This is a genomic window from Pseudomonas sp. DVZ6 (assembly GCF_024259445.1).
Lineage (GTDB): Bacteria > Pseudomonadota > Gammaproteobacteria > Pseudomonadales > Pseudomonadaceae > Aquipseudomonas > Aquipseudomonas peradeniyensis.
The window spans coordinates 22587-45505 of record NZ_JANCLM010000024.1; the positions used below are offsets into that span (position 1 = coordinate 22587).

Below are 22919 nucleotides of genomic sequence, written 5' to 3' on the forward strand. Positions count from 1 at the left end.
CGAACCTGAACCAAGAGGATAGTCGCCTTTGCCGCATTGCGGGACTGGGTTAGGCTGTCGCCCATCCCTGCGTAACCGGAACCTGCGCCATGCCTCACCTGAACCTGGAATACAGCGACAACCTGCGCGAGCTCAATGTCGACGTGCTGCTGCTGCGCCTGAACCACGCCCTGGTCGGCAGCGGCCAGTTTGCCGAAGAGCTGGACATCAAGAGCCGTGCCCAGGCCTTCGCCCAATACCGGGTCGGTACCGCGCCGGGCGAGCGGGCCTTCGCCCATGTACGCCTGGCGATCCTCAACGGGCGCACGCCGCAAGTGAAGCAGCAATTGTCCAACAGCCTGCTCGAGGTGCTGCGCGAGGCGATCCCCGGCCAGGCCGGCCTGGACATCCAGCTGTGCGTGGAGGTCCTGGATATCGATCGCGAGCCGTACGCCAAGCTTCGCCTGCCTGGCTGAATGGCAGCTGAATGAAAGTTGTTTAATGGATGAAAGACGTCGGCATACTAATTGTTGGCGTCTTTTTCACAAAAAATTGATGCTAGGCTTTCTAGAGTTCGGCCAACTTCCCAACCTGCCCGTCCGGGCGTGTTGGCCGCTGATGAACTCTTGTTGCGAACGCCATGCTGAAACTCAAATCCCTGCGGACCGAATGGGTCACGTTGCTGGCCAGCCTGTACCTGTTGATCGGCTTCAATAGCTTGCTTTGGCAACACCTGGAATCCATCGTGCCGCCGGGCATGGTGGGGCTGTGGCTGAGCCTGGCGTTCGCCGTGCTGATGCTGTTCGCCTTCAATCTCATACTGACCTTGCTGGCGTTTCGTTATGTCCTGAAACCGGTATTGATCGTGTTGTTCCTCAGCGGTGCAAGTGTCGCTTACTTCATGAATCAATATGGTGTGCTTATTGATGCCGGCATGTTCCGCAATGTTGCCGAAACCAATGTGGCAGAAGTACGCGATCTGCTCTCGCTGAAGTTTGCCCTGTATATCCTGCTGCTCGGTGTGCTGCCGTCGCTGCTGGTGTGGAAGGCCAGGATCGCCTATCGCCCCTGGCACCGCGAACTGCTGGGCAAGCTGGTGGTGAGTGGGGCCTGCGTCGCGGCCCTGGGCTCGGTGGCGCTGGTCAACTACCAGGGGTTGGCGTCGTTGTTTCGCAATCACCATGAACTGCGCCTGATGCTCACGCCAAGCAACATTGTCGGGGCCTCCATCGGTTATGTCAGCGAACAGGTGGGCAGCGCCACCCGGCCATTTCAGCGCTATGGCGAAGATGCCCGTCGCGATAGCGCCTGGCAGCAGCATGCGCGCAAGTCGCTGACCGTGCTGGTGGTCGGCGAGAGTGCCCGGGCGGACAACTTCGGCCTGCTCGGCTATGCCCGCGACACCACGCCACGACTGGCCAAGGAGCAGGGCCTACTGAGCTTCACCGATGTCCACTCCTGCGGCACCGAGACCGCCGTGTCGGTGCCCTGCATGTTTTCCGGCATGCCGCGCAAGGACTACGACGCCCGCGTGGCCAAGAACCGCGAGGGCCTGCTCGACATCCTCCAGCGCGCGGGCCTGGCGGTGCAGTGGCGTGACAACCAGTCCGGCTGCAAAGGCACCTGCGACCGGGTGCAGTTCATCGATGTGAGCAACCTCAAGGAGCCGGCGCTGTGCGCCAGTGGCGAATGCCATGACGAGATCCTGCTGCAGGGCCTGGCCGAGTTGCTAGACAACCTCGACCAGGACACCGTGCTGGTGCTGCACCAGATGGGCAGCCATGGCCCTGAATACTTCAAGCGCTACCCCGCGGGCAACGAACCCTTCACCCCGGTGTGCCGCAGCAACGCCCTGAACCAGTGCAGCCAGCAGGAGATCGTCAACGGCTACGACAACACCCTGGCCTACACCGACAAGGTGCTGGCCACCCTGATCGATACCTTGCGCAGCCGACAGGACAAGGTCGACACCGCGATGATCTATCTTTCAGACCATGGCGAGTCGCTGGGCGAGTACAACCTGTTCCTGCACGGCACGCCCTACATGATCGCGCCGGACCAGCAGAAGCATGTGCCGCTGCTGGCCTGGTTCTCCGACAGCTACCGCCAGGACTTCGGCCTGGACACCGAATGCCTGGGCAAGCTGCGCGATGCGCCGTTGTCCCAGGACAACCTGTTCCACTCGATGCTCGGCCTGCTGCAGGTGCGCACCGAGGTCTACCAGCGATCGCTGGACATGTTCGCCAGCTGCCGGCCGTGGCTGGCGGCCAAACGCTGAGCGGTCGACCGCCCGGCACCATGGATGGCGCGAGGTTTCACCCCCAGGGGCCGCGCCGTATATACTGCGCGCCAATGTTAGTGGGAGAGCCTCGTGGCCATCGAAATACACTGGATCCGTGACGACCAGACCCTGGCCGAACACTGCCGAAGCTGGCGCGAACAGCCCTTCGTGGCCCTCGACACCGAATTCATGCGGGTCGACACCTTCTACCCCAAGGCCGGCCTGATCCAGATCGGCGTCGGCCAGTGCGCCTATCTCATCGACCCCCTGCTGATCCGCGACTGGCAGCCGCTGGCCGGGCTGCTCGAGGACAGCGGCGTGGTCAAGGTGCTGCATGCCTGCAGCGAAGACCTGGAAGTATTGCTGCGACTGACCGGCAAGCTGCCCCAGCCGCTGTTCGACACCCAGCTGGCCGCCGGCTACCTGAACATCGGTTTCTCCATGGGCTACTCGCGCCTGGTGCAAGAGGTGCTGGGGCTCGAACTGCCCAAGGGCGAGACCCGCTCGGACTGGCTGCAACGCCCGCTGTCGGACACCCAGGTGAGCTACGCCGCCGAAGACGCCGTGCACCTGGCCGAACTGTTCGACGCCCTGCGCCCGCGCCTGTCGGATGACAAGTACGCCTGGGTGCTGGAAGACGGCGCCGAACTGGTCGCCGCGCTGCGCCGCGAAGTCGAGCCCGAAACCCTGTACCGCGACGTCAAGCTGGCCTGGAAGCTCGGTCGCCAGCAACTGGCCGTGCTGCGCGAACTGTGCGCCTGGCGCGAGCGCGAGGCCCGCAGCCGCGATGTGCCGCGCAACCGCATCCTCAAGGAACACTCGCTGTGGCCCATGGCCAGGAGCCAGCCAGACAGCCCGTCGGCGCTGGCGAAAATCGACGAGATGCACCCGCGCACCATCCGCCAGGACGGTGAGCAGCTGATCCAGCTGATCAAGCGCGCCGCCAGCCAGCCCCAGGAGCAGTGGCCCGAGCCGCTGCCCGAGCCGCTGCCGATCGAAGCCGCCGGCATTCTCAAGCGCCTGCGCGCCATCGGCCAGGCCGAAGGCGAACGGCTGGGCATCGCCCCGGAACTGATGCTGCGCAAGAAAGCCCTCGAAGCCCTGCTCAAGAGCGGCTACCCCGACGGCCCCTATCAACTGCCCGATGCGCTGCGCGGCTGGCGTCGCGAGCGCATGGGCCAGGCCCTGCTGGACGACCTGGCGGGCGCCGGAGATTCCCGATGAAACGTATCTGCTCGATCTACAAGAGCCCACGCAAGAACGAAATGTACCTCTACGTGCTCAAGGCCGAGGGGCTGGAGCGTGTGCCTGAGGCGCTGCTGCCATTCTTCGGCAAGCCGGTGCATGCCTTCGACCTGGTGCTGACGCCTGAGCGCACACTGGCCCGCGAGGACATCGCCAAGGTGCTGGAGAACCTCGACAAGCAGGGCTACCACCTGCAGATGCCGCCGCCGGATGACGACTACATCGAGCACCTGCCCGAAGAACTGCTGCGCCGCAACGACCCGGCCTGACCCAGGCGCGGTCCCCCTCTCTGACTGCGGCCCGCCTGGCGGGCCGCTTCCGTTGTTTGCCAAGGTTGTGTTTCACATGCGCGTTCTGATCGCTGAACAGGATCATGCCAACTATGCTCGCCTGCTGGGCGAGGCGGCGCCGGACCTGGAGGCCCTGACCAGCGGCGACTCCGCCGAACTGGCGCGCCTGGCCCCCGACTGTCCGGTGTGGCTGGGCCAGCCGGACCTGCTGGCCAGCCTGTTGCGCCAGGGCCACAAGCCCCGCTGGATGCAGTCGACCTGGGCTGGTATCACCCCGTTGCTGGCCGACGGCCTGCCACGCGACTACCGCCTGACCCGGGCGGTGGGCATCTTCGGCCAGGTGATGGCCGAGTACATGCTGACCTACATGCTCGGCCATGAGCGCGATGTGCTGTCGCGCCTGGTCAGCCAGGTCGAAAGGCGCTGGGATGACCGTCCTGGGCGGACCCTGGAGGGACGGCGGGTGCTGATCGTTGGTACCGGCGACATCGGCCAGCGCGTGGCGCAGTTCCTCGTGCCATTCGGTGTCATCCTGCAAGGCGTGGCCAGCAGCGCCCGCGAGCAGGCGCCCTTCGTCGAAGTGGCGGGCCTCGACCAGTTGCCGCGCCTGGTCGGCCAGGCCGACTACGTAATCAACCTGCTGCCCGATACCCCGGCCACCCACGACCTGTACGATGCGGCGCTGTTCAAGTGCTTCCGCCCCAGCGCCTTGTTCATCAATGCCGGGCGTGGCGTGGCGGTGGTCGATGCCGACCTGGTCGAGGCGCTCAAGCAGGGCCACCTGGCTGGCGCGGTGATCGATGTCTGTCGCCAGGAACCCTTGCCCCAGCGCCATCCGTTCTGGACCGCCTGGGGGCTGCTGCTGACCGGACACAGCTCGGCGCCGACCTCGCCGACGGCGATGGTGCGGTTGTTCGTCGCGAATGCGCGGGCGTATGTGGCGGAGCAGGCACTGCGGGGCGAGGTGGATTTCCAGCGAGGCTATTGACCTGAACCGGCCTCTTCGCGGGTAAACCCGCTCCCACAGGGATATCACCGCTCACAAGAGCAGTGACACACCTGTGGGAGCGGGCTTGCCCGCGAAGAGGCCGGCCCAGGCGACAGAGAATTACAGGCTGAACTCACCCTCGGCCGCCAGCTCGCTCAGCGGCCGGCGCGGGCTCGGCACTTCGCGGGCCTGCAGGCCTTCGGCCAGGGTCGCCTTGTCACCCAGCTTGCCGATCGCCACCATTGCATGCAGCGCGTAGCCCTCGGGAATTTTCAGCTCGCGGCGGGCCAGGTCCTGGTCGAAACCGGCCATGCCGTGGCTGTGCCAGCCGCTGATGCTCGCCTGCAGCGCCAGATGGCCCCAGGCCGAACCGGTATCGAAGGTGTGCCACAGTGCAGGCTTTTCCTCATCGGAGCCGGGCGCAGCGAAGGTGGTCTTGGAGATGATCAGCACCAGCGCCGAAGCGTGCTGCGCCCAGCTGCGGTTGAACTCGTTGAGGATACCCAGGTAGCGCTCCCAGCTTGGCGTATCGCGGCGGGCGTAGAGGAACCGCCACGGCTGCGAGTTGTAGGCCGAAGGCGCCCAGCGCGCGGCCTCGAGGAAGCTCAGCAGGGTTTCCTGGCTGATCGGCTCGGCGGTGAAGGCGCGGGGCGACCAGCGATTGATGAACTGCTCGTTGATGGCATAGTCGGCGATGCGTGGGGTGGCGCTCATGGGTGCTCCTGCAAGGGCGGGGGAAAATACCGCACGCTACTGCGTCCGGTGAGCACTGACAAGCGGTCTGGCGTTGCCGCCGGACTGCCTCTAGACTGGCGCCGCCGCGCGCCGCGGCTTGACGTTGACTGCAGGAAACCGTGTGATGATCGCCGATACCGCGCCCTTCTGGCGGCGCAAGACCCTCGACCAGCTCGATGACCAGGAGTGGGAGTCGCTCTGCGACGGCTGCGGCCTGTGCTGCCTGCAGAAACTCGAGGACGAGGAAGACAACAGCGTCTATTACACGAGCATCGCCTGCAAGCTGCTGGACCTGCAGACCTGCCAGTGCAGCGACTACCCCAATCGCTTCGAACACGTTCCCGACTGCATCCAACTCACCCCCGGCAAGGCCGACCAGTTCAAGTGGCTGCCGCCCACCTGCGGCTATCGCCTGGTCAGCGAAGGACAGGACCTGCCGGCCTGGCACCACCTGATCAGCGGTGATCGCCAGCAGGTGCACGAGCAGCGTATTTCCCGGTCGGGGCGCATGCTCAGCGAAAACGACGTGGATGAAGACGACTGGGAAGACCATCTGATCTTCCGCGCGGGTTGAGTGTCCGGGAAACAAGGAGTTTTTTATGCGTCGCCCGTTGTTGCTGATTGTCGGCCTGCTGGCCAGTTCGCAGGTCCTGGCGAAGAAAGTCGACCTCGATTATCAGGTGCGCCTGCTGCCGCAGAGCGGCCAGGCCGAGGTGCGCCTGACCCTGGCCGACGGCAGCGCGGTGCGCAGCCTGGACTTCGACCTGGGCAAGCCCGGTGCCTACAGCGATTTTCTCGCCGATGGCCAGTGGCAGGTGCAGAACGGGCGTGGCGTCTGGCACCCGGCGGCGGGCAAGACCAGCCTCAGTTACCGTGTGCTGCTCGACCAGCAACCCCGAGGCGCCGCCCATGAGGCACGCATCACGCCGCACTGGGCGCTGTTTCGCGGCGACCAGCTGGTGCCGCCGGCGCGCCTCGACCAGCAGGACGGCACCGAACTGGTCTCGCGGCTGACCTTCGACCTGCCGGCGGGCTGGAAAAGCGTCGAAACCGCCTGGCCACGCATCGGCCGGCAGAAATTCCGTATCGACGATGTGTCGCGGCTGTTCGACCGCCCCACCGGCTGGATGCTCGCCGGCAACCTGGGCAGCCGTCGGGCGCGCCTGGGCGACACCGAGGTGACCGTGGCCGCGCCGCAGGGCCAGGGTATGCGGCGCATGGACACGCTGACCTTGCTGACCTTCGTCTGGCCGCAGTTGCAGGCGGTGTTCCCGCGCAACCCGCCGAAGCTGCTGCTGGTCGGTGCCCGGGACGAGATGTGGCGGGGCGTGCTGGCTGGCAACAACTCGCTGTACCTGCACAGCACGCGCCCGCTGGTCAGCGAAAATGGCTCCAGCCCGGTGCTGCGCGAACTGGTGCAGTTGTTCGCCCAGATCAACGACCGCGACGGCAGCGACTGGCTGGGCGAGAGCCTGGCCGACTACTACGCCACCGAGCTGCTGCGCCGCGCTGGCGGCATGAGCGATGATCGCTACGAGGCGCTGCAGGCCCGTCAGCACAAGCTGGCGGCCAAGGTGACCCACCTGAAGGGTGCCAAGGCCGATGCCGCGCAGGTGGCCCGTGGCGTGCTGCTGCTCCAGGCGCTGGATCGCGAGATTCGCTTGCACCACCACGACAAGCGCTCGCTGGACGACGTCGCCCGCGCGCTGATGCGCCTGTCGAGCGTCAGCACCGAGGAGTTCGTGCAGATCAGCGAGAACGTGCTCGGGCGACAGTCCGAGGTGCTGCAGAGCAAGGTGCTGCGCTAGTACGCTCCGCTGTAGGAGCGGCCTTGTGCCGCGAAAGGGCTGCAAAGCAGCCCCAGGTTTTCAGCGTCAAGGCAGAAATTGCCGGGTCCGCTGCGCGGCCCTTTCGCGGCACAAGGCCGCTCCTACAGGGGGGGCGCAAGGCGCGATGGTTACTTGAACTTCGGCCCCGAACGGGTATTCAAGCCTTTGGCCATGCGATCGTACAGCACCACATTCACCGTCGCCGCCAGGTTCATGCAGCCTTCTGTCGGGATGTAGATCGTCTCTTCGCACCAGCCCCGCACGTCTTCACTCAACGAGCCATCCTCGGGCCCGAAGATGTAGATCGCCCGGTCCGGGTGGGTGTACTCAGGCAATGGCCGTGCGCCTTCCACCAGCTCCACGGCCACCGGGGTGCAGCCCAGGGGAATGATGCGCTGCAGGTCGTCGATGCCGATCAGCGGGATGTCGTAGTGCACACGCTTGGTGTCGGTGACGAAGTCGCGGGCGCGCTCATAACGCTTGCCGGTGTAGAACACCGAGTTGACGCCATAGCAGCCCGCGGCGCGCATCACCGAGCCCACGTTTTCCGCAGATTTGGGGTTGAACAGGCCGATGCAGCTGTACCGTTTGTTCGCCACGTGTCGGGGCCCTTCGCAAAAAAAGAGCGCGATTATACGGGCTTGCCGGCACGCCGGGGGCGCGAATCGACGTTCAGTCCTTCTTCATCAGCGCGGCCAGGTTGGCGAACGGGTTGTGGGTCGCCACGGCGACTTTCGGCGTGCTCAGCGAGCCTTCGCTGAAATACTGCTGGTCGGTGTAGCGGGCGTGTTCGTTGTCGTGGCAGTACAGGCACAGCAACTCCCAGTTGGAGCCGTCCTGGGGGTTGTTGTCGTGGTTGTGGTCGCGGTGGTGCACGGTCAGTTCCGACAGGCGCTTGCCGGAGAACTCGCGGGTGCAACGACCGCAGACGTGGGGATACATCTTCAGCGCCTTGTCGCGGTAGCCCATTTCCTTGTCGCGCTTGGCGTCGGCGAGGATGCGGTCGAGGCGGGCGGTGGCGTCGGAGGTGGAGCTCATGGTGTTACCTTTTTTCTGATCAGGGCAATGACGGTTATGCCTTTGAGTCTAGCGCGCCTGTGGGGCGGGCGGACAGGCAAAATCACGCCATTGGGCGTAGCCTGTAGGAAGGTTTCTGACAGGAGGCTGCACATGTTGCATGCGATCCTCGCCGCGCTGTTGCTTGGTGCTGTATCCACGGCCGACGCCGCGGGCCAGCAGCGGCCGCTCACGACGGTCCCCGGGGCACCCGGCACCGCGACGCCGACACCTTACCCGCAGATCACCCCGAGCACGCCGCCCAAGGCCGGCGCCAACCGGCCGGGCGCGCCGCTGTTGCCGCCGATGCCGCTGCCGGGCCCACCCAAGGACCAGCCGTTGCCCGGGTTGAGCCAGGACCCGCCGAAGCCGCCTGACAAGGGGCGCTAGACCTGCTGCGCCAGGCGCTGGCCATCCTGCATGCGCAGGCGTTTTGACAAGGCCACGGCGAGGGCGCGGATGATCCGTGCGGCGATGCGCGGCGCTTCGTTGAGCATCTTTTCCAGCGCGTCCTTGCCCAGGGTCAGCAGTTGGCAGTCGCTGGCCGCCACGCAGGTGGCCGAGCGGCGTTCGCTATCGAGCACGGCCATCTCGCCGAAGGCCCGGCCCTTGCGCAGGGTGGCGATCTCCACCTGGACGCCGTTGCCGTCGGTCTTGCGCACCGAGACCACGCCGCGATGGAGGATGCACATGAAAGTGCCGGCGTCGCCTTCGCTGAACAGGGTCTGGCCCTGGGCGACGGCGGTGAGGCTGAAGTAGCCGGCGGCGGCGAGGAAGTCACCGGGCTGCAGGGTGTCGAACAGGCCGCAGTCCATGAGCATGTCGCGGATCTCGGCGTTCAGGTGCTGGGTGTCGGGCATGTGTTGTTCTTCTTCGAATGTCTGGAAAGCGCCACAAACTGCTGGGTAGGTAGTGAGGCATCGTGGGAGCGGGGCAAGCCCGCTCCCACGTCAGCTTGACGCTATGACAACGAAAATCGCGTTTTACGCCACGCCCAGCTCATTGAAGACGAACGCATACTCCAGCGCCACGTCGCGCAGCCCCTGGTAGCGCCCGCTCATGCCGCCGTGGCCCGCGCCCATCTCGGTCTTGAGCAGCAGCAGGTTGTCGTCGGTCTTGCGCGTGCGCAGGCGCGCCACCCACTTGGCAGCCTCCCAGTACTGCACGCGGCTGTCGTTGTAGCCGGCGACCACCAGCAGCGCCGGGTAGGCCTGCGCCTTGGCGTTCTCGTAAGGGGCGTAGGCCTTGATCCGTTCGTACACCTCAGGCTCCTCGGGGTTGCCCCATTCGTCGTACTCGGTGACGGTCAGCGGCAGCTCGGGGTCGAGCATGGTGTTGAGCACATCGACGAACGGCACTTCGGCGATGGCACAGCGGAACAGCTCGGGGCGCAGGTTGAGCACTGCGCCCATGAGCAGGCCACCGGCACTGCCGCCGCTGATCGCCAAGCGCTCGCGGCTGGTCACGCCTTCGGCGACCAGGTGTTCGGCGCAGGCGATGAAGTCGTCGAAGCTGTTGTGCTTGTGCTCCTGCTTGCCGGCCCGGTACCAGGCCTCGCCCAGCTCGCCGCCGCCGCGCACATGGGCGATGGCGAAGGCCACGCCACGCTCCAGCAGGCTCAGGCGAGCGTGGGAGAACCACGGGTCAAGGCTCTCGCCGTAGGCGCCGTAGCCGTAGAGGTAGAGCGGCACGCACTTGCCCTCGTCGACACGGCGGCGCACCAGGCTGATCGGCACCCGCGTGCCATCCTTGGCCACCGCCCACAGGCGCTGGCTGACGTAGTCGTCGGCGTCGAAGGCGCCGAGCACCGGGGTCTGCTTGAGCACCTGCTGGTCACCCGTGGTCAGCTCCAGCTGGCGCACCTGGGCCGGGCGGTTGAGCGCTTCGTAGCGCAGGCGGATGCGCGTGCTGGCGAATTCCAGGCTGTCCTGCACGTAAAGGCTGTAGGCGGCGTCTGGCAGTTCCACGCGGTAGGCCGGCAGGCCTTGCGGGTGCACTTCGATGATCGGCAGGCCGCCTTCGCGCAGGCTCAGGGACAGCGCCGTGGCATTGAGGCTGAGCCCTTCGAGCATGACGTCGTCGCGGTGCGGTACCAGTACCTGCCACTGCGCGCGTGTCGGCACGCTGTCGGCCGGCGCGTGGTACAGGGCGAAGTTGATGCCGTCCTGGTTGCTGCGCACGAACCAGCGCCACTGGCCGTCGAGCTGGCCGTGGTCGGGGAAGTATTCATGGCCTTCGACCCGCGGCGCCAGGCAGGTGAAATCAGCCTGTGGCGTGGCGGCATCGAGCACCCAGGCCTCGCTGGTGGTCTTGCTGTTGAGCAGCAGCACCAGCTGGCGCTCGGAGCTGGCGCGGTAGCAGTGCAGGAAGAAGCGTCCGTCGGACTCCTCGAACACCGTGATGGCGCCAGCCTCGCCCAAGGTGTGGCGGCGCAGGCGCCAGGGGCGGTGGGTGTCGTCCAGTTCGGCGAAGAACAGCGTCTGGCTGTCGTTGGCCCAGGTCATGCTGCCGTCGCAGTCGTCGAAGGGCAGGGCGCTCAGCGCGCCGCTGGCCAGGTCCTTGACGTACAGGGTGTAGATCTCGTCGCCGCTGGTGTCCAGGCTGTAGGCCAGCAGGCGGTGGTCGGGGCTGACGCTGAAGGCGCCGAGGGAAAGAAAGCCGCCATTGGCCAGGGCGTTGGGGTCGAGCAGCAGCTCCTCGCAGCTTTCATCGACGGTGTTGCTGTCGTCGGCCGGGCGCGGGCAGCGGTAATGACGCGGGTATTCGTCGCCCGCGGTGGTACGGGTGTAGTAGAGGTACGGGCCCCAGGGCGAGGGCAGCGACAGGTCGGTCTCGAGGATGCGGCCCTTGATTTCTTCGAACAGCTGTTCACGCAGCGGCGCCTGGTCGGCGAGGACGGCTTGCTGGTAGGCGTTTTCCGCTTCCAGGTAGGCCAGGACCTCGGGGGTGTCGCGCTGCTGCAGCCACGCATAGGGGTCGGTGCCTTCGGCCTGGCGGGCGATGGGGGGGCGGGGGGCATTCGGCATGGGAGATCTCTTGGTTGGGGCCTCTGGCCTCTTCGCGGGTAAACCCGCTCCCACAGGTAAAGTGTTAGCCTGTGGGAGCGGGTTTACCCGCGAAGAGGCCCTGACAGGCTAGGGGCAGCCTGCGCCGGGAAAAGTGTTTATCATAGGCATCTCTTTGCCTGGCTTGCACCCACACCATGACCGAACACGACTATACCCTCGCCTGGGGCCTGTACGCCGTTGCCGCCCTGGGCTGCCTGCTGGTGGGCTTCAAGCTGACCGGCTGGATGTGGCGCTGGCTGCGCGAGCCGCTGCGGGTGATCATCGCCGTATTGCTGTTCTCGCCGACCATCGTCGACCCGGTCAAGGAAAGCTTCGCCCCGGCCATCGCCATCACCGCGCTGGACGTCGCCTTCAAGGTCGGCAACAACGCCTGGCGCGCCGCCTCCGACCTGGCCATGTACGGCATGCTCGCCTTTGCCCTGTACATCGTCTTCGTGCTGATCCGCTGGCCGCTGGAAAAGCGTGCCCGCGAGCGCCGAGCCCAGCGTGAGGCCGCCGCCCAGCGCCAGGCCAAGGAAGAAGACGAGGTCGTGGCCGAAGCGTCCCTGGCCGCCAACCGTCAAGACCGCTACCGCGACGATCCTCCGCCCGCCCCAGTACGCCGCTCCGGCCCCGGGCAGGGCCGCGTCGAACCCCGTCTGTAAACCAGGAGCCGCAACATGTGCGAACTGCTGGGCATGAGCGCCAACGTCCCCACCGACATCGTCTTCAGCTTCACCGGCCTGATGCAGCGCGGCGGGCGCACCGGCCCGCACCGCGATGGCTGGGGCATCGGTTTCTACGAAGGGCGCGGCCTGCGTCTGTTCCAGGATCCGGCGGCGAGCAGCGAGTCGGAAGTGGCCAACCTGGTGCAGCGTTACCCGATCAAGAGCGAAGTGGTCATCGGCCATATCCGCCAGGCCAACGTCGGCAAGGTCTGCCTGTCCAACACTCACCCGTTCGTGCGTGAGCTGTGGGGCCGCAACTGGTGCTTCGCGCACAACGGCCAGCTGGGCGATTTCAGCGGCCAGCGCACGTTCTACCGGCCGATCGGCGACACCGACAGCGAAGCGGCCTTCTGCGACCTGCTCAACCGTGTGCGTGAAGCCTTCCCCGAGCCGGTCGAGGTCGAGCAGTTGCTGCCGGTGCTGGTCGAAGCCTGTGCCGGTTACCGTGGCCAGGGCGTGTTCAACTGCCTGCTCAGCGATGGCGACTGGCTGTTCTGCTTCTGCTCGACCAAACTGGTGCATATCACCCGCCGCGCACCGTTCGGCGCGGCGCGGCTGAAGGATGTCGACCTGATCGTCGACTTCCACACGCAAACCACCCCCAACGACGTGGTCACGGTGATCGCCACCGAGCCGCTGACCGAGAACGAGACCTGGAACCGCTACGAGCCGGGTCAGTGGGGGCTGTGGCGGCATGGCGAGTGCATTGCCCACGGCCATAGTTAAGGAAGCTGCATGTTCAGAAGTTACCTGCGTTTGCTGTTGTTCACCTTCGGCCTGCTGGCCGGTCTCCAGGTGCCGGGGCTGGTCAAGGACTACAGCCAGCGCGTCGAGGCGCACTTGCTCGAATCGCGCCAGGCGCTAGACGGCTTCCGCCAGACCGCGCAGCGTTTCTTCAACGGCGACCTGCAGGCGCTGGTGCGGCATTACCGGGGCAGCGACGATCCTGTGTTCAACAGCGATGCCAACAGCATCGAGAGCCTGTTGATTCGCAACCAGTTGCTTGAGCATGAATGGCAGGCCCTGCAAGGCTCGTGGGTGAGCCGCACCTGGCATGTGCTGGTGCAGCCGGAGCCGGCACTGCGCGAGGAAACGCTCAAGGGCTACAGCTATCAGATTCTGCTGGTACCGGAGGCGATCGGCTGGGGGATCGGCAGCGGGTTCGTGCTGGCGTTTGTGGTCGAGAGCCTGTTGCTGGTGATTGGTTGGGTGATTCTTGGCGGGCGGCGCAAGGTGGTGAAGGAAAGCTGGCGCTAGTTTTTCCGGCCCTGCGGCAGCGTTTCTCAGATCAGCACAATCCGCTGCCCGCCCACATCCCGCGCATAGCGCTCCAGCACCTGCCGGCACACGCCCACCACCTCGTCCACCAGCGCCACACCGGTCTGCCAGGCCACCACCAGCTCCAGGCTCGGCGGTGGCTGCAAGCCTTCCAGCAACACCAGCTCGCCACGGCTTAGTTCGCCATCCACCAATGCCGGCGGCAATGCGCCAATACCGAAGCCGTCGCGCAGCAGGCGGGTGATGGCCGCCACCGAGTTCACGCAGTTCAGGCGCGGCGCCTCGGCTCCGGCGGCCTGCAGCAGGCCGAGCACTTCCTGGTGCGGCCGCGAGTTCTTCGAGAAGGTGACGATGCGCTCGCGGGCCAGCTCCGCCAGCGAGGCGTAGGTGCGGTGGTGCGGCGAGCCGGCGGCGACGATCCAGCCCATCGGGTAGCGCGCCAGGTCGTGGCTACGGATCGACTGCTCGCGCAGCAGGTCGGTCTGCAGGATCACGTCGAGAAAACCCTTCTGCAACTGCTCGCGCAGGTTCAGCGCGGTATCGGCCACCAGCTCGATCTCCACCTGCGGGTAGCGCTCGCCCAGCTCCGCCACCAGGGCGCTCATCCAGGTGTGGATGACCGTGTCCATCACCCCCAGGCGGATGCGCCCGGTCTTGGCCCGGTCGCTGTCCAGCGACTGCTTCATGGCCTTGGCGGTGTCGAGCATGCGCTCGGCGTATTCCAGCACCTTGGCGCCTTCCGGCGTCAGGCTGACCCCGCGGGAGTCGCGCAGCAGCAGTTTCACGCCCAGGTCGGCCTCCAGCGCGGCGATGCGGCTGGACACCGAGGCCTGGGTGGTGAACAGCTTCTCGGCGGTGAGGCGGAAGCTCCTGAGCCGGGCGACCCAGACGAAGGTTTCGAGGAAACGAAGGTTCATGATCAGTTTTTCTTGTTCCAGACCGGCGGTTTTTCTCGTTGGACGCAGGCGACGCGGCCTCTGAACATGAAGCCCAGGCCGCGACGCCCGACGTCGCCCATAGAACAATACCAACAAGCCGAGGCAACCATGAACCCGACCGGCGTGCAGCAGCAGGCCCCCGCCCGAACCTCGAGCGGCCCCTTCGCCTGGTACCGCGACATCGACTCCCAGCAACGACGCACCTTCTGGAGCTGCAAGATCGGCTACGGCCTGGACGGCATGGATACCCAGATGCTGAGCTTCGTCATCCCCACCCTGATCATGCTGTGGGGCATCAGCACCGCCGAGGCCGGGTTGATCCACACCAGCACGTTGATCGCCTCGGCCCTGGGCGGCTGGATCGCCGGCATCCTCTCCGACCGCATCGGGCGAGTGCGCACCCTGCAGCTGACGGTGCTGTGGTTCGCCTTCTTCACCTTCCTCTGCGGCTTCGCCCAGAGTTACGAGCAGTTGCTGATCGCCCGCACCCTGATGGGCTTTGGTTTTGGCGGCGAATGGACCGCTGGCGCGGTGCTGATCGGCGAGGTGATCCGTGCCCAGGACCGCGGCAAGGCGGTGGGCATGGTGCAATCGGGCTGGGCCATCGGCTGGGGCCTCACGGCGATCCTCTATGCCCTGCTGTTCTCCTGGCTGCCGGCCGAGCAGGCCTGGCGCGCGTTGTTCCTGCTGGGCCTGCTGCCGGCGATCTTCGTGATCTTCGTCCGGCGCCTGGTCAAGGACCCGGAGATCTACCGTCAGGCCAAGGCCGTGGAACAGGCCGAGGCGCCTGCGCAGTTCTACGAGATCTTCGCCCCCGGCATGCTCTGGACCACGATCCGCGCTTCCTTGCTGACCACCGGTGCCCTGGGCGGCTACTACGCCATCACCTCGTGGCTGCCGACCTTCCTCAAGAACGAGCGCGGTCTGAGCGTGCTGGGCACCGGCGGCTACCTGGCGATGGTCATCGTCGGCTCCTACATCGGCTACGTGGTCAGCGCCTACCTGTGCGACCTGCTGGGGCGCAGGAAGAACTTCATCCTGTTCGCCGTGGGCTCGTTCGTCATCGTCCTGCTCTACACGCAGATGCCGGTCAGCGACGGGGTGATGCTGTGGCTGGGCTTCCCCCTGGGCTTCTTTGCCTCGGGCATCTTCAGCGGCATGGGCTCGTTCCTCACCGAATTGTTCCCGACCCGGATCCGCGGATCGGGGCAAGGCTTCTGCTACAACATCGGCAAGTTGGTCGCGGCCATGTTCCCGCTGCTGATCGGCCTGCTCGGCGAGAAAGTGCCGTTGGGCCTGGGAATTGGCGCCTTTGCCGCGGTGTCCTACGGTGTGGTGATCGTGGCGGCCCTGAGCTTGCCGGAAACCCGCGGCAAAGCACTCCAGGCGCGCTAAGGTAGGCACCATGAACATTGATACGGAGGTCCGCCAGGTGAAACGCCTGCTACTCAATTGCGACATGGGCGAGAGCTTCGGCAACTGGCGCATGGGCCAGGACGCCAAGGTCATGCCATTCATCGACTGCGCCAACATCGCCTGCGGTTACCACGCCGGCGACCCGGGCACCATGCGTCGCACCGTGGCCCTGGCCCTGGAGCACCGGGTGGCCATCGGCGCGCACCCGGCCTACCCGGACCTGATGGGCTTCGGCCGCCGCTCCATGGCCTGCAGCAGCGACGAGATACGCGACCTGCTGCACTACCAGATCGGTGCCCTGGATGGTATCTGCAAGGTGCTCGGCGGGCGGGTGGCCTACGTCAAGCCCCACGGCGCGCTGTACAACGACATGATGGCCAACCCGGACATCCTGCGCACCGTGCTCGAAGCGGTGGCGGCGTTCGACAGCGGCCTGCCGCTGATGCTCATGGCTACCGCCGACGACAGCGCCGCCCAGGCCCTGGGCGACGAGGTCGGCGTGCCGCTGTGGTTCGAGGCCTTCGCCGACCGTGGCTACACCGCCAGCGGGCACCTGATGTCGCGGCGCCTGCCGAACGCGGTGCACCACGATCCGGCGCTGGTGGTCGAGCAGGCCTTGCGCCTTGCCAAGGGCGAGGCCCTGGTGGCAGACGACGGCAGCGACGTGCGCTTGAACGCCAGCACCCTGTGCGTGCATGGCGACAACGACGGCTCGGTGGCCGCCGTGCGCCAGATCCGCCAAGCCCTGGATGCACTGGAGCAAGCATGACGCCACGTATCGAAGCGGTGGCCATCGACAGCCTGATGGTGCGGCTGTTCGATGCCATCGATGAAGGCAACATGCCGTGGATCCTCGCCGCCAGCCAGCGCTTGCGGGATGCTTTCGGCCAACAGTTGATCGACCTGGTGCCGTCCTACACCACGCTGATGGTGCAGTTCGACCTGGCGCCGGGCGAGGCGCGCCAGCGTATCCAGCACGCGCTGGAGGGCCTGCGGCCGGATGCCGGCCAGGCCGGGTGCCGGCACGAGATCCCGGTGTGGTACCACGCCAGCGTCGGCCCCGAGCTGCCGGTGCTGGCCGCGCGCGGCGGGATGAGCGAGGCCGAGGTGATCCGCCTGCATTGTGGTCGCGACTACCCGGTGTTCGCCCTGGGTTTCGCGCCGGGCTTCGGCTTCATGGGCCTGGTCGACGAACGCCTGGCCACGCCGCGCCTGAGCACCCCGCGCAAGCGCGTGGCAGCGGGCAGCGTCGGCATCGCCGAACGCCAGACTGCCGCCTATCCCGCCGTGTCGCCGGGCGGCTGGAACCTGATCGGTCGCACGCCGGTGCGCCTGTTCGACCGCGAGCGCGAGGGCTACAGCTTGCTGCAACCTGGTGATCGGGTACGTTTCGTGGCCGTTGAACGGGCCGAATTCATCAACCTGGGCGGTGATGACAGCCCGCTGGAGGCCCAGGCATGAGCCAATTGAGAGTCGAGGCCAGCACCGCGCTGTGCCTGTTGCAGGATGCCGGGCGTTTTGGTGTGCGGCACCTGGGCGTGACCCAGGGCGGCGCGCTGGACTGGGTGGCGATGCGTTGGGCCAACTGGCTGCTGGACAATGCCCTGGACAGCACCGTGGTGGAAATCGCCCTCGGCGGCTTCAGCGTGGTCGCCGAGCAGGACTGCGTGATGGCGCTGGCCGGGGCCGACCTGGATGCGCAGGTCGACGGGCAGGCCGTGGCGCCCTGGACCCGCTTCAACCTGGGCAAGGGCCAGCGCCTGACGCTGCGTCAGCCTCGTCAGGGGGTACGTGCTTACCTGGCGGTGCCGGGCGGGTTTGTGGGCGAGCCGGTGCTGGGGAGTTGTTCTACCGTGGTACGGGAAGAACTGGGTGGTTTAGACGGCCAGGGCCGGGCGTTGGTGAAGGGCGAGGTGCTGCACGCTGCCGGGGCAGTCGTGGGGCAAGTCCGCTCCCACGTGCCTGAAGCGCTGCGACCGGTGTATGCCGAGAAGCCGGTATTGGACCTGGTGATGGGCGCGCAGATCGGTGATTTTGGCGGCACCAGTCTGTTCGAGGCGTTCAACCGTGACTGGACGCTGGACAGCCGGGCTGATCGCATGGGTATTCGCCTGCTTGGGCCACAGCTGGTCTACCAGGGCGCGCCGATGATCTCCGAGGGGATCCCGCTCGGCGCCGTGCAGGTGCCGCCGGACGGGCAGCCGATCGTGCTGCTCAATGATCGGCAGACGATCGGTGGGTATCCACGACTGGGGGCGTTGACGCCGTTGGCGCTGGCGCAGTTGGCACAGTGCATGCCGGGGTCTGCGGTGCGGTTTCGGGCGGTGGTGCAGGACGAGGCTTGGCGGGAGCAGCAGCTATACCTGCTCCGTTGGCGGTGAAGCTGCTGGCCCTTTCGCGGGTAAACCCGCTCCCACAGGTCCGATACAGCCCCCGAGAGTGGCGCTGTACCTGTGGGAGCGGGTTTACCCGCGAATAGGCCAGAACAGGCAACATCACTTGGACAGGTACCGCATCCCGTCCTCCAACCCTTGCAAGGTCAGCGGAAACATCCTGTCCTCGATCAGGTCCCGCACCAGGTGGGTCGAGGCGGTGTACTCCCAGGCCTGCTTCGGATACGGGTTGATCCAGATGATCTTCCTGAACTTCTCCATGAAGCGCTGCATCCACACATACCCGGCTTCTTCGTTCCAGTGTTCGACGCTGCCGCCCGGCTGGGTGATCTCGTAGGGCGCCATGGCCGCGTCGCCGACGAACACCACCTTGTAGTCGTCACCGTACTTGTGCAGCAGGTCGAAGGTGGAGAAGCGCTCGGAAGTCCGGCGCAGGTTGTTCTTCCACACCGACTCGTAGATGAAGTTGTGGAAATAGTAGTACTCCAGGTGCTTGAACTCGGTCTTGCAGGCCGAGAACAGTTCCTCGCAGACCTTCACGTGGGCGTCCATCGAACCGCCGATGTCGAACAGCAACAGCAGCTTGACCGTGTTGCGTCGCTCGGGGCGCATCTGGATGTTCAGCAGGCCTGCGTCACGGGCGGTGTGGTCGATGGTGCCGTCGATATCCAGCTCCTCGGCGGCGCCTTCGCGGGCGAACTTGCGCAGGCGGCGCAGGGCCAGCTTGATGTTGCGCGTGCCCAGCTCGACCTGGTCGTCGAGGTTCTTGTACTCGCGCTGGTCCCACACCTTCACCGCCTTGCCCTGGCGCTTGCCGGCCTCGCCGACGCGGATGCCCTCGGGGTTGAAGCCGCCGGAGCCGAACGGGCTGGTGCCGCCGGTGCCGATCCACTTGTTGCCCCCGGCGTGGCGCTCCTTCTGCTCCTCAAGGCGTTTCTTGAACTCCTCGATCAGCTTGTCCAGGCCGCCCAGGGACTGGATCTGCGCCCGTTCCTCGTCAGTCAGCGAGCGCTCGAACTCCTTGCGCAGCCAGTCGTCGGGAATCAGGGCCTCGATATGCCGGTCGAGGTTTTCCAAGCCCTTGAAGTAGGCGGCGAACGCGCGGTCGAACTTGTCGAAATGGCGCTCGTCCTTCACCAGGATGGCCCGGGCCAAGTAGTAGAAGGCGTCCATGTCGGCGAACACCACGCCCTTCTGCAGGGCATGGTGCAGGTCGAGCAGCTCGCGCACCGACACCGGTACCTTGGCCGCGCGCATTTCATTGAACAGGTTGAGCAGCATGGCCCGGCTCCTGTCAGCGGTTGCCGCGCCGGCTCATGAAGGCCAGGCGCTCGAGCAGTTGCACGTCCTGCTCGTTCTTGACCAGGGCACCGGCCAGCGGCGGGATGGCCTTGGTCGGGTCGCGTTCGCGCAGCACTGCCTCACCGATGTTGTCGGCCATCAGCAGCTTGAGCCAGTCGACCAGCTCGGAGGTGGACGGTTTTTTCTTCAGGCCCGGGACCTTGCGCACGTCGAAGAACACGTCCAGTGCCTCGCTGACCAGCGACTGGCTGATATTCGGGTAGTGCACGTCGACGATCTGCTGCAGGGTGGCGCGGTCGGGGAAGGCGATGTAGTGGAAGAAGCAACGGCGCAGGAAGGCGTCGGGCAGTTCCTTCTCGTTGTTGGAAGTGATGATGATGATCGGGCGTTGCTTGGCCTTGATGGTCTCGTCGATCTCGTAGACGTAGAACTCCATCTTGTCGAGTTCCTGCAACAGGTCGTTGGGGAACTCGATGTCGGCCTTGTCGATCTCGTCGATCAGCAGGATCACCCGCTCGTCGGCCTCGAAGGCCTCCCACAGCTTGCCCTTCTTCAGGTAGTTGCGCACGTCGTGGACCTTGTCCACGCCCAGTTGCGAGTCGCGCAGGCGGCTGACCGCGTCGTACTCGTACAGGCCCTGGTGGGCCTTGGTGGTGGACTTGATGTGCCAGGTGATCAGGCGGGCGCCGAAGGAGGCGGCGAGCTGCTCGGCGAGCATGGTCTTGCCGGTGCCCGGCTCGCCCTTGACCAGCAGCGGGCGCTCCAGGGTGATGGCCGCGTTGACCGCCAGCTTCAGGTCGTCTGTGGCGACGTAGTCGCGGGTGCCTTCGAACTTCATGAACCGATCCTCTGGGGTGGCTGGGCTCGCCTTATCGCGGGGCAAGCCCGCCCCGACAGGATTTGAGAGCAACCTGTGGGAGCGGGCTTGTCCCGCGATGAGGGCAGTGCAGCCAACGCATGGTTATTGATGTGTCAGCGACTATAACCCCGCACCCGTCGCCTGCAAACGCAGACCGGGTATTCAGTCCCTGAATGGTCCGTCACCCCCGGTAACAGAGCGGGCTTTACGCCCCACCTCGGCAGGCTTACCCTTTTAGGTCCACCCGCCAGCCCCTGCATTCAAGGACCCCCGCCATGAGCCGTATCTACGCCGACAACGCACATTCCATCGGCAACACGCCGTTGGTGCAGATCAATCGCATCGCCCCGCGCGGAGTGACCATCCTGGCCAAGATCGAGGGGCGCAACCCGGGTTATTCGGTGAAGTGCCGGATCGGCGCGAGCATGATCTGGGACGCCGAGAGCAGCGGCAAGCTGAAGCCGGGCATGACCATCGTCGAACCCACCTCGGGCAACACCGGCATCGGCCTGGCGTTCGTCGCCGCCGCCCGTGGCTACCGATTGGTGCTGACCATGCCGGACTCGATGAGCCTGGAGCGCCGCAAGGTATTGAAGGCACTGGGCGCCGAGCTGGTCCTGACGGACAAGGCCAAGGGCATGAAGGGCGCCATCGAGAAGGCCAACGAGATCGTCGCCTCGGACCCTGCCCAGCACTTCCTGCCGGGCCAGTTCGACAACCCGGCCAACCCGGCCATTCATGAGAAAACCACCGGCCCGGAAATCTGGAACGACACTGATGGCGCGGTGGATGTTCTGGTGGCCGGTGTCGGCACCGGCGGTACCATCACCGGTGTGTCGCGCTACATCAAGCACACCCAGGGCAAGTCGATCCTGTCGGTGGCGGTGGAGCCGGTGAACTCGCCGCTGATCAGCCAGACCCTGGCCGGTGAGGAACTCAAGCCCAGCCCGCACAAGATCCAGGGCATCGGTGCCGGTTTCGTGCCGAAGAACCTCGACCTGTCGATCGTCGACCAGGTCGAGACCGTCACCGAGGACGAGTCCAAGGCCATGGCCATCCGCCTGATGCAGGAGGAGGGCATCCTCTGCGGCATTTCCTGTGGCGCGGCGATGGCGGCGGCGGTGCGCCTGGCCGAGAAACCGGAGATGCAGGGCAAGACCATCGTGGTGATCCTGCCGGACTCGGGCGAGCGCTACCTGTCGAGCATGCTGTTCAGCGACATGTTCACCGAGCAGGAGAACCAGCAGTAAGTCTGGGGCTGCTGCGCAGCCCATCGCGGCACAAGGCCGCTCCTACAAGGACGCGATTGCCTGTAGGAGCGGCCTTGTGCCGCGAACGGGGCCCGGGATATACGGGCCACCGCTGATCCGGCGCAATGTCGGCCTCTCTCGTTTATTGCACAATCCTTGACACTGCGATCCGGCACCGGTTGTTTTTACCCGGCCCGGATGGGTTTATGATGTCCGGCTATCTGGGGATGGCCAGATTTCCCCTCCAAGGAGTGTTGCATGACCTTTTCCTTCGTCGCCAAGGCAGGTGTCCTGCTGGTGTTCTTCGCCAGCGTGCTGTTCGTGCACCTGCGCGGCAAGGCACGCCTGCCGGTGTTGCGCCAGTTCGTCAACCATTCGGCGCTGTTCGCCCCCTACAACAGCCTGATGTACCTGTTCTCCGGCGTGCCTTCCAAGCCCTACCTGGACCGCCAGCGCTTCCCCGAACTGGACGTGCTCAAGGACAACTGGGAAGTGATCCGCGAAGAGGCCATGCGCCTGTTCGACGAGGGTTACATCCGTGCTGCCGAGAAAGACAACGACGCCGGCTTCGGTTCGTTCTTCAAGAAAGGCTGGAAGCGTTTCTACCTGAAGTGGTACGACAAGCCGCTGCCTTCGGCCGAGGCGCTGTGCCCGAAGACCGTCGAACTGGTCAGCAGCATCCCCAACGTCAAGGGCGCGATGTTTGCCTTGCTGCCCGGTGGCAGCCACCTGAACCCGCACCGTGACCCGTTCGCCGGCTCCCTGCGTTACCACCTGGGCCTGTCCACGCCGAACTCGGACAACTGCCGCATCTACGTCGATGGCCAACCCTACGCCTGGCGTGACGGCGAGGACGTGATGTTCGACGAGACCTTCGTGCACTGGGTCAAGAATGAGACCGAGGTCACCCGCGTGATCCTGTTCTGCGACGTCGAGCGCCCGCTCAACAGCCCGCTGATGACCCGCATCAACCGCAAGGTCAGCGCCTTCCTCGGCCGCGCCACCGCGCCGCAGAACACCGATGACGAGCGCGTCGGCGGGATCAACCAGGCCTACGCCTGGAGCAAGCGCTTCAGCAATGTCATCAGCACCCGGGTCAAGCAGTTCAAGCGCGCCAACCCCAAGGCCTACCGCGTGCTGCGGCCGGTGCTGGCGGTTGTCGTCGCCTATGCGCTGTACCGCTGGCTGTTCTGATCGGGGCAGGCATCTTCCCGGGCAGATCCGGCCTTTTCGCGGGTAAACCCGCTCCCACAGGTACTCCATGGCAGCTAATCCAGCGAGATACTTGTGGGAGCGGGTTTACCC

The 22919-nt window shown here is 65.7% G+C and carries 25 protein-coding genes; 17 read left to right on the forward strand and 8 right to left on the reverse strand.

What is annotated here, in order from left to right; genetic code table 11:
- Positions 1-89 precede the first annotated feature (89 nt).
- The 5 genes from NMG10_RS15225 (at position 90) to NMG10_RS15245 (ending at position 4783) form a co-directional block, all read left to right on the forward strand.
- Positions 90-455, forward strand: coding sequence for a 5-carboxymethyl-2-hydroxymuconate Delta-isomerase (locus NMG10_RS15225; protein ID WP_232857189.1), 366 nt, complete (start codon positions 90-92; stop codon positions 453-455).
- Between the two features lie 164 nt (positions 456-619).
- Positions 620-2257, forward strand: coding sequence for a phosphoethanolamine transferase (locus NMG10_RS15230; RefSeq protein ID WP_254464625.1), 1638 nt, complete (start codon positions 620-622; stop codon positions 2255-2257).
- Between the two features lie 93 nt (positions 2258-2350).
- Positions 2351-3484: a ribonuclease D gene (rnd, locus tag NMG10_RS15235; RefSeq protein ID WP_234560250.1), complete on the forward strand. Its 1134-nt coding sequence runs from the start codon at positions 2351-2353 to the stop codon at positions 3482-3484.
- The gene (locus NMG10_RS15240; protein WP_110739238.1) at positions 3481-3774 is read left to right on the forward strand and encodes a YcgL domain-containing protein; all 294 of its coding nucleotides are present in this window, start codon (positions 3481-3483) and stop codon (positions 3772-3774) included. Before rnd ends, NMG10_RS15240 begins: the two co-directional genes overlap by 4 nt.
- A 76-nt stretch (positions 3775-3850) precedes the next feature.
- Complete coding sequence (locus NMG10_RS15245; protein ID WP_203651330.1) at positions 3851-4783, forward strand: D-2-hydroxyacid dehydrogenase; 933 nt, start codon at positions 3851-3853, stop codon at positions 4781-4783.
- Positions 4784-4903: 120 nt separating this feature from the next.
- Here NMG10_RS15245 and NMG10_RS15250 read toward each other — a convergent pair whose 3' ends face one another.
- A complete protein-coding gene (locus tag NMG10_RS15250; protein WP_203651331.1) occupies positions 4904-5497 on the reverse strand; it encodes a nitroreductase family protein in 594 nt (197 codons plus the stop codon).
- A 145-nt stretch (positions 5498-5642) separates the two neighbouring features.
- Here NMG10_RS15250 and NMG10_RS15255 point away from each other — a divergent pair, with 145 nt between their 5' ends.
- On the forward strand, positions 5643-6092 hold the full coding sequence (locus NMG10_RS15255; protein WP_203651332.1) for a YcgN family cysteine cluster protein: 450 nt from the start codon (positions 5643-5645) through the stop codon (positions 6090-6092).
- A 25-nt stretch (positions 6093-6117) separates the two neighbouring features.
- Complete coding sequence (locus NMG10_RS15260) at positions 6118-7326, forward strand: hypothetical protein (protein WP_232857192.1); 1209 nt, start codon at positions 6118-6120, stop codon at positions 7324-7326.
- A 149-nt stretch (positions 7327-7475) separates the two neighbouring features.
- Here NMG10_RS15260 and NMG10_RS15265 read toward each other — a convergent pair whose 3' ends face one another.
- Together NMG10_RS15265 and NMG10_RS15270 are read right to left on the reverse strand one after the other, a co-directional pair.
- The gene (locus NMG10_RS15265; RefSeq protein ID WP_028693028.1) at positions 7476-7946 is read right to left on the reverse strand and encodes an RNA methyltransferase; all 471 of its coding nucleotides are present in this window, start codon (positions 7944-7946) and stop codon (positions 7476-7478) included.
- 73 nt (positions 7947-8019) lie between these two features.
- Positions 8020-8385 carry a YajD family HNH nuclease gene (locus NMG10_RS15270; protein ID WP_050704320.1) on the reverse strand — a complete coding sequence of 122 codons (366 nt, stop codon included), beginning with the start codon at positions 8383-8385 and terminating at the stop codon, positions 8020-8022.
- 132 nt (positions 8386-8517) lie between these two features.
- Between NMG10_RS15270 and NMG10_RS15275 the strand changes: the two genes are divergently transcribed.
- Positions 8518-8793, forward strand: a complete 276-nt coding sequence (locus NMG10_RS15275; protein ID WP_028693029.1) for a hypothetical protein — start codon at positions 8518-8520, stop codon at positions 8791-8793.
- On the opposite strand, the gene NMG10_RS15280 is transcribed toward NMG10_RS15275, so the two are convergent.
- A complete protein-coding gene (locus tag NMG10_RS15280; protein ID WP_254464626.1) occupies positions 8790-9263 on the reverse strand; it encodes a cyclic nucleotide-binding domain-containing protein in 474 nt (157 codons plus the stop codon). The two genes, NMG10_RS15275 and NMG10_RS15280, sit on opposite strands and share 4 nt — an antisense overlap.
- Positions 9264-9386: 123 nt before the next feature.
- A complete protein-coding gene (locus NMG10_RS15285) occupies positions 9387-11429 on the reverse strand; it encodes a S9 family peptidase (RefSeq protein ID WP_254464627.1) in 2043 nt (680 codons plus the stop codon).
- A gap of 176 nt (positions 11430-11605) precedes the next feature.
- Here NMG10_RS15285 and NMG10_RS15290 point away from each other — a divergent pair, with 176 nt between their 5' ends.
- From NMG10_RS15290 to NMG10_RS15300, 3 genes are read left to right on the forward strand one after another with little or no spacing between them, the layout of a single operon-like run.
- Entirely contained in the window at positions 11606-12115 is a 510-nt protein-coding gene (locus NMG10_RS15290; protein ID WP_062360569.1) for a hypothetical protein, read from the forward strand.
- Positions 12116-12130: 15 nt separating this feature from the next.
- Positions 12131-12904, forward strand: a complete 774-nt coding sequence (locus tag NMG10_RS15295) for a class II glutamine amidotransferase (protein ID WP_203651335.1) — start codon at positions 12131-12133, stop codon at positions 12902-12904.
- 9 nt (positions 12905-12913) lie between these two features.
- Positions 12914-13435 carry a DUF2937 family protein gene (locus NMG10_RS15300; RefSeq protein WP_062574848.1) on the forward strand — a complete coding sequence of 174 codons (522 nt, stop codon included), beginning with the start codon at positions 12914-12916 and terminating at the stop codon, positions 13433-13435.
- 26 nt (positions 13436-13461) lie between these two features.
- Here NMG10_RS15300 and NMG10_RS15305 read toward each other — a convergent pair whose 3' ends face one another.
- Positions 13462-14373: a LysR family transcriptional regulator gene (locus tag NMG10_RS15305; protein WP_254464628.1), complete on the reverse strand. Its 912-nt coding sequence runs from the start codon at positions 14371-14373 to the stop codon at positions 13462-13464.
- 129 nt (positions 14374-14502) lie between these two features.
- Here NMG10_RS15305 and NMG10_RS15310 point away from each other — a divergent pair, with 129 nt between their 5' ends.
- The 4 genes from NMG10_RS15310 to NMG10_RS15325 are packed head-to-tail and all read left to right on the forward strand — an operon-like array spanning position 14503 to position 18191.
- On the forward strand, positions 14503-15789 hold the full coding sequence (locus NMG10_RS15310) for an MFS transporter (protein ID WP_254464629.1): 1287 nt from the start codon (positions 14503-14505) through the stop codon (positions 15787-15789).
- Positions 15790-15799: 10 nt separating this feature from the next.
- Positions 15800-16579: a 5-oxoprolinase subunit PxpA gene (locus NMG10_RS15315; protein ID WP_028693037.1), complete on the forward strand. Its 780-nt coding sequence runs from the start codon at positions 15800-15802 to the stop codon at positions 16577-16579.
- Complete coding sequence (pxpB, locus tag NMG10_RS15320) at positions 16576-17271, forward strand: 5-oxoprolinase subunit PxpB (protein WP_254464630.1); 696 nt, start codon at positions 16576-16578, stop codon at positions 17269-17271. Before NMG10_RS15315 ends, pxpB begins: the two co-directional genes overlap by 4 nt.
- Positions 17268-18191: a biotin-dependent carboxyltransferase family protein gene (locus NMG10_RS15325; RefSeq protein ID WP_254464631.1), complete on the forward strand. Its 924-nt coding sequence runs from the start codon at positions 17268-17270 to the stop codon at positions 18189-18191. The genes pxpB and NMG10_RS15325 overlap by 4 nt, the downstream gene beginning before the upstream one ends.
- Before the next feature lie 114 nt (positions 18192-18305).
- Here the strand turns inward: NMG10_RS15325 and NMG10_RS15330 are convergent, their stop codons facing one another.
- Both NMG10_RS15330 and NMG10_RS15335 read right to left on the reverse strand, forming a co-directional pair.
- Positions 18306-19484 carry a VWA domain-containing protein gene (locus NMG10_RS15330; RefSeq protein WP_050706827.1) on the reverse strand — a complete coding sequence of 393 codons (1179 nt, stop codon included), beginning with the start codon at positions 19482-19484 and terminating at the stop codon, positions 18306-18308.
- Between the two features lie 13 nt (positions 19485-19497).
- A complete protein-coding gene (locus tag NMG10_RS15335) occupies positions 19498-20343 on the reverse strand; it encodes a MoxR family ATPase (RefSeq protein ID WP_011535085.1) in 846 nt (281 codons plus the stop codon).
- Between the two features lie 296 nt (positions 20344-20639).
- Here NMG10_RS15335 and cysK point away from each other — a divergent pair, with 296 nt between their 5' ends.
- Both cysK and NMG10_RS15345 read left to right on the forward strand, forming a co-directional pair.
- Complete coding sequence (cysK, locus tag NMG10_RS15340) at positions 20640-21614, forward strand: cysteine synthase A (protein ID WP_254464632.1); 975 nt, start codon at positions 20640-20642, stop codon at positions 21612-21614.
- A gap of 258 nt (positions 21615-21872) precedes the next feature.
- On the forward strand, positions 21873-22808 hold the full coding sequence (locus tag NMG10_RS15345) for an aspartyl/asparaginyl beta-hydroxylase domain-containing protein (RefSeq protein WP_203651369.1): 936 nt from the start codon (positions 21873-21875) through the stop codon (positions 22806-22808).
- The last annotated feature ends 111 nt before the right edge of the window (positions 22809-22919 follow it).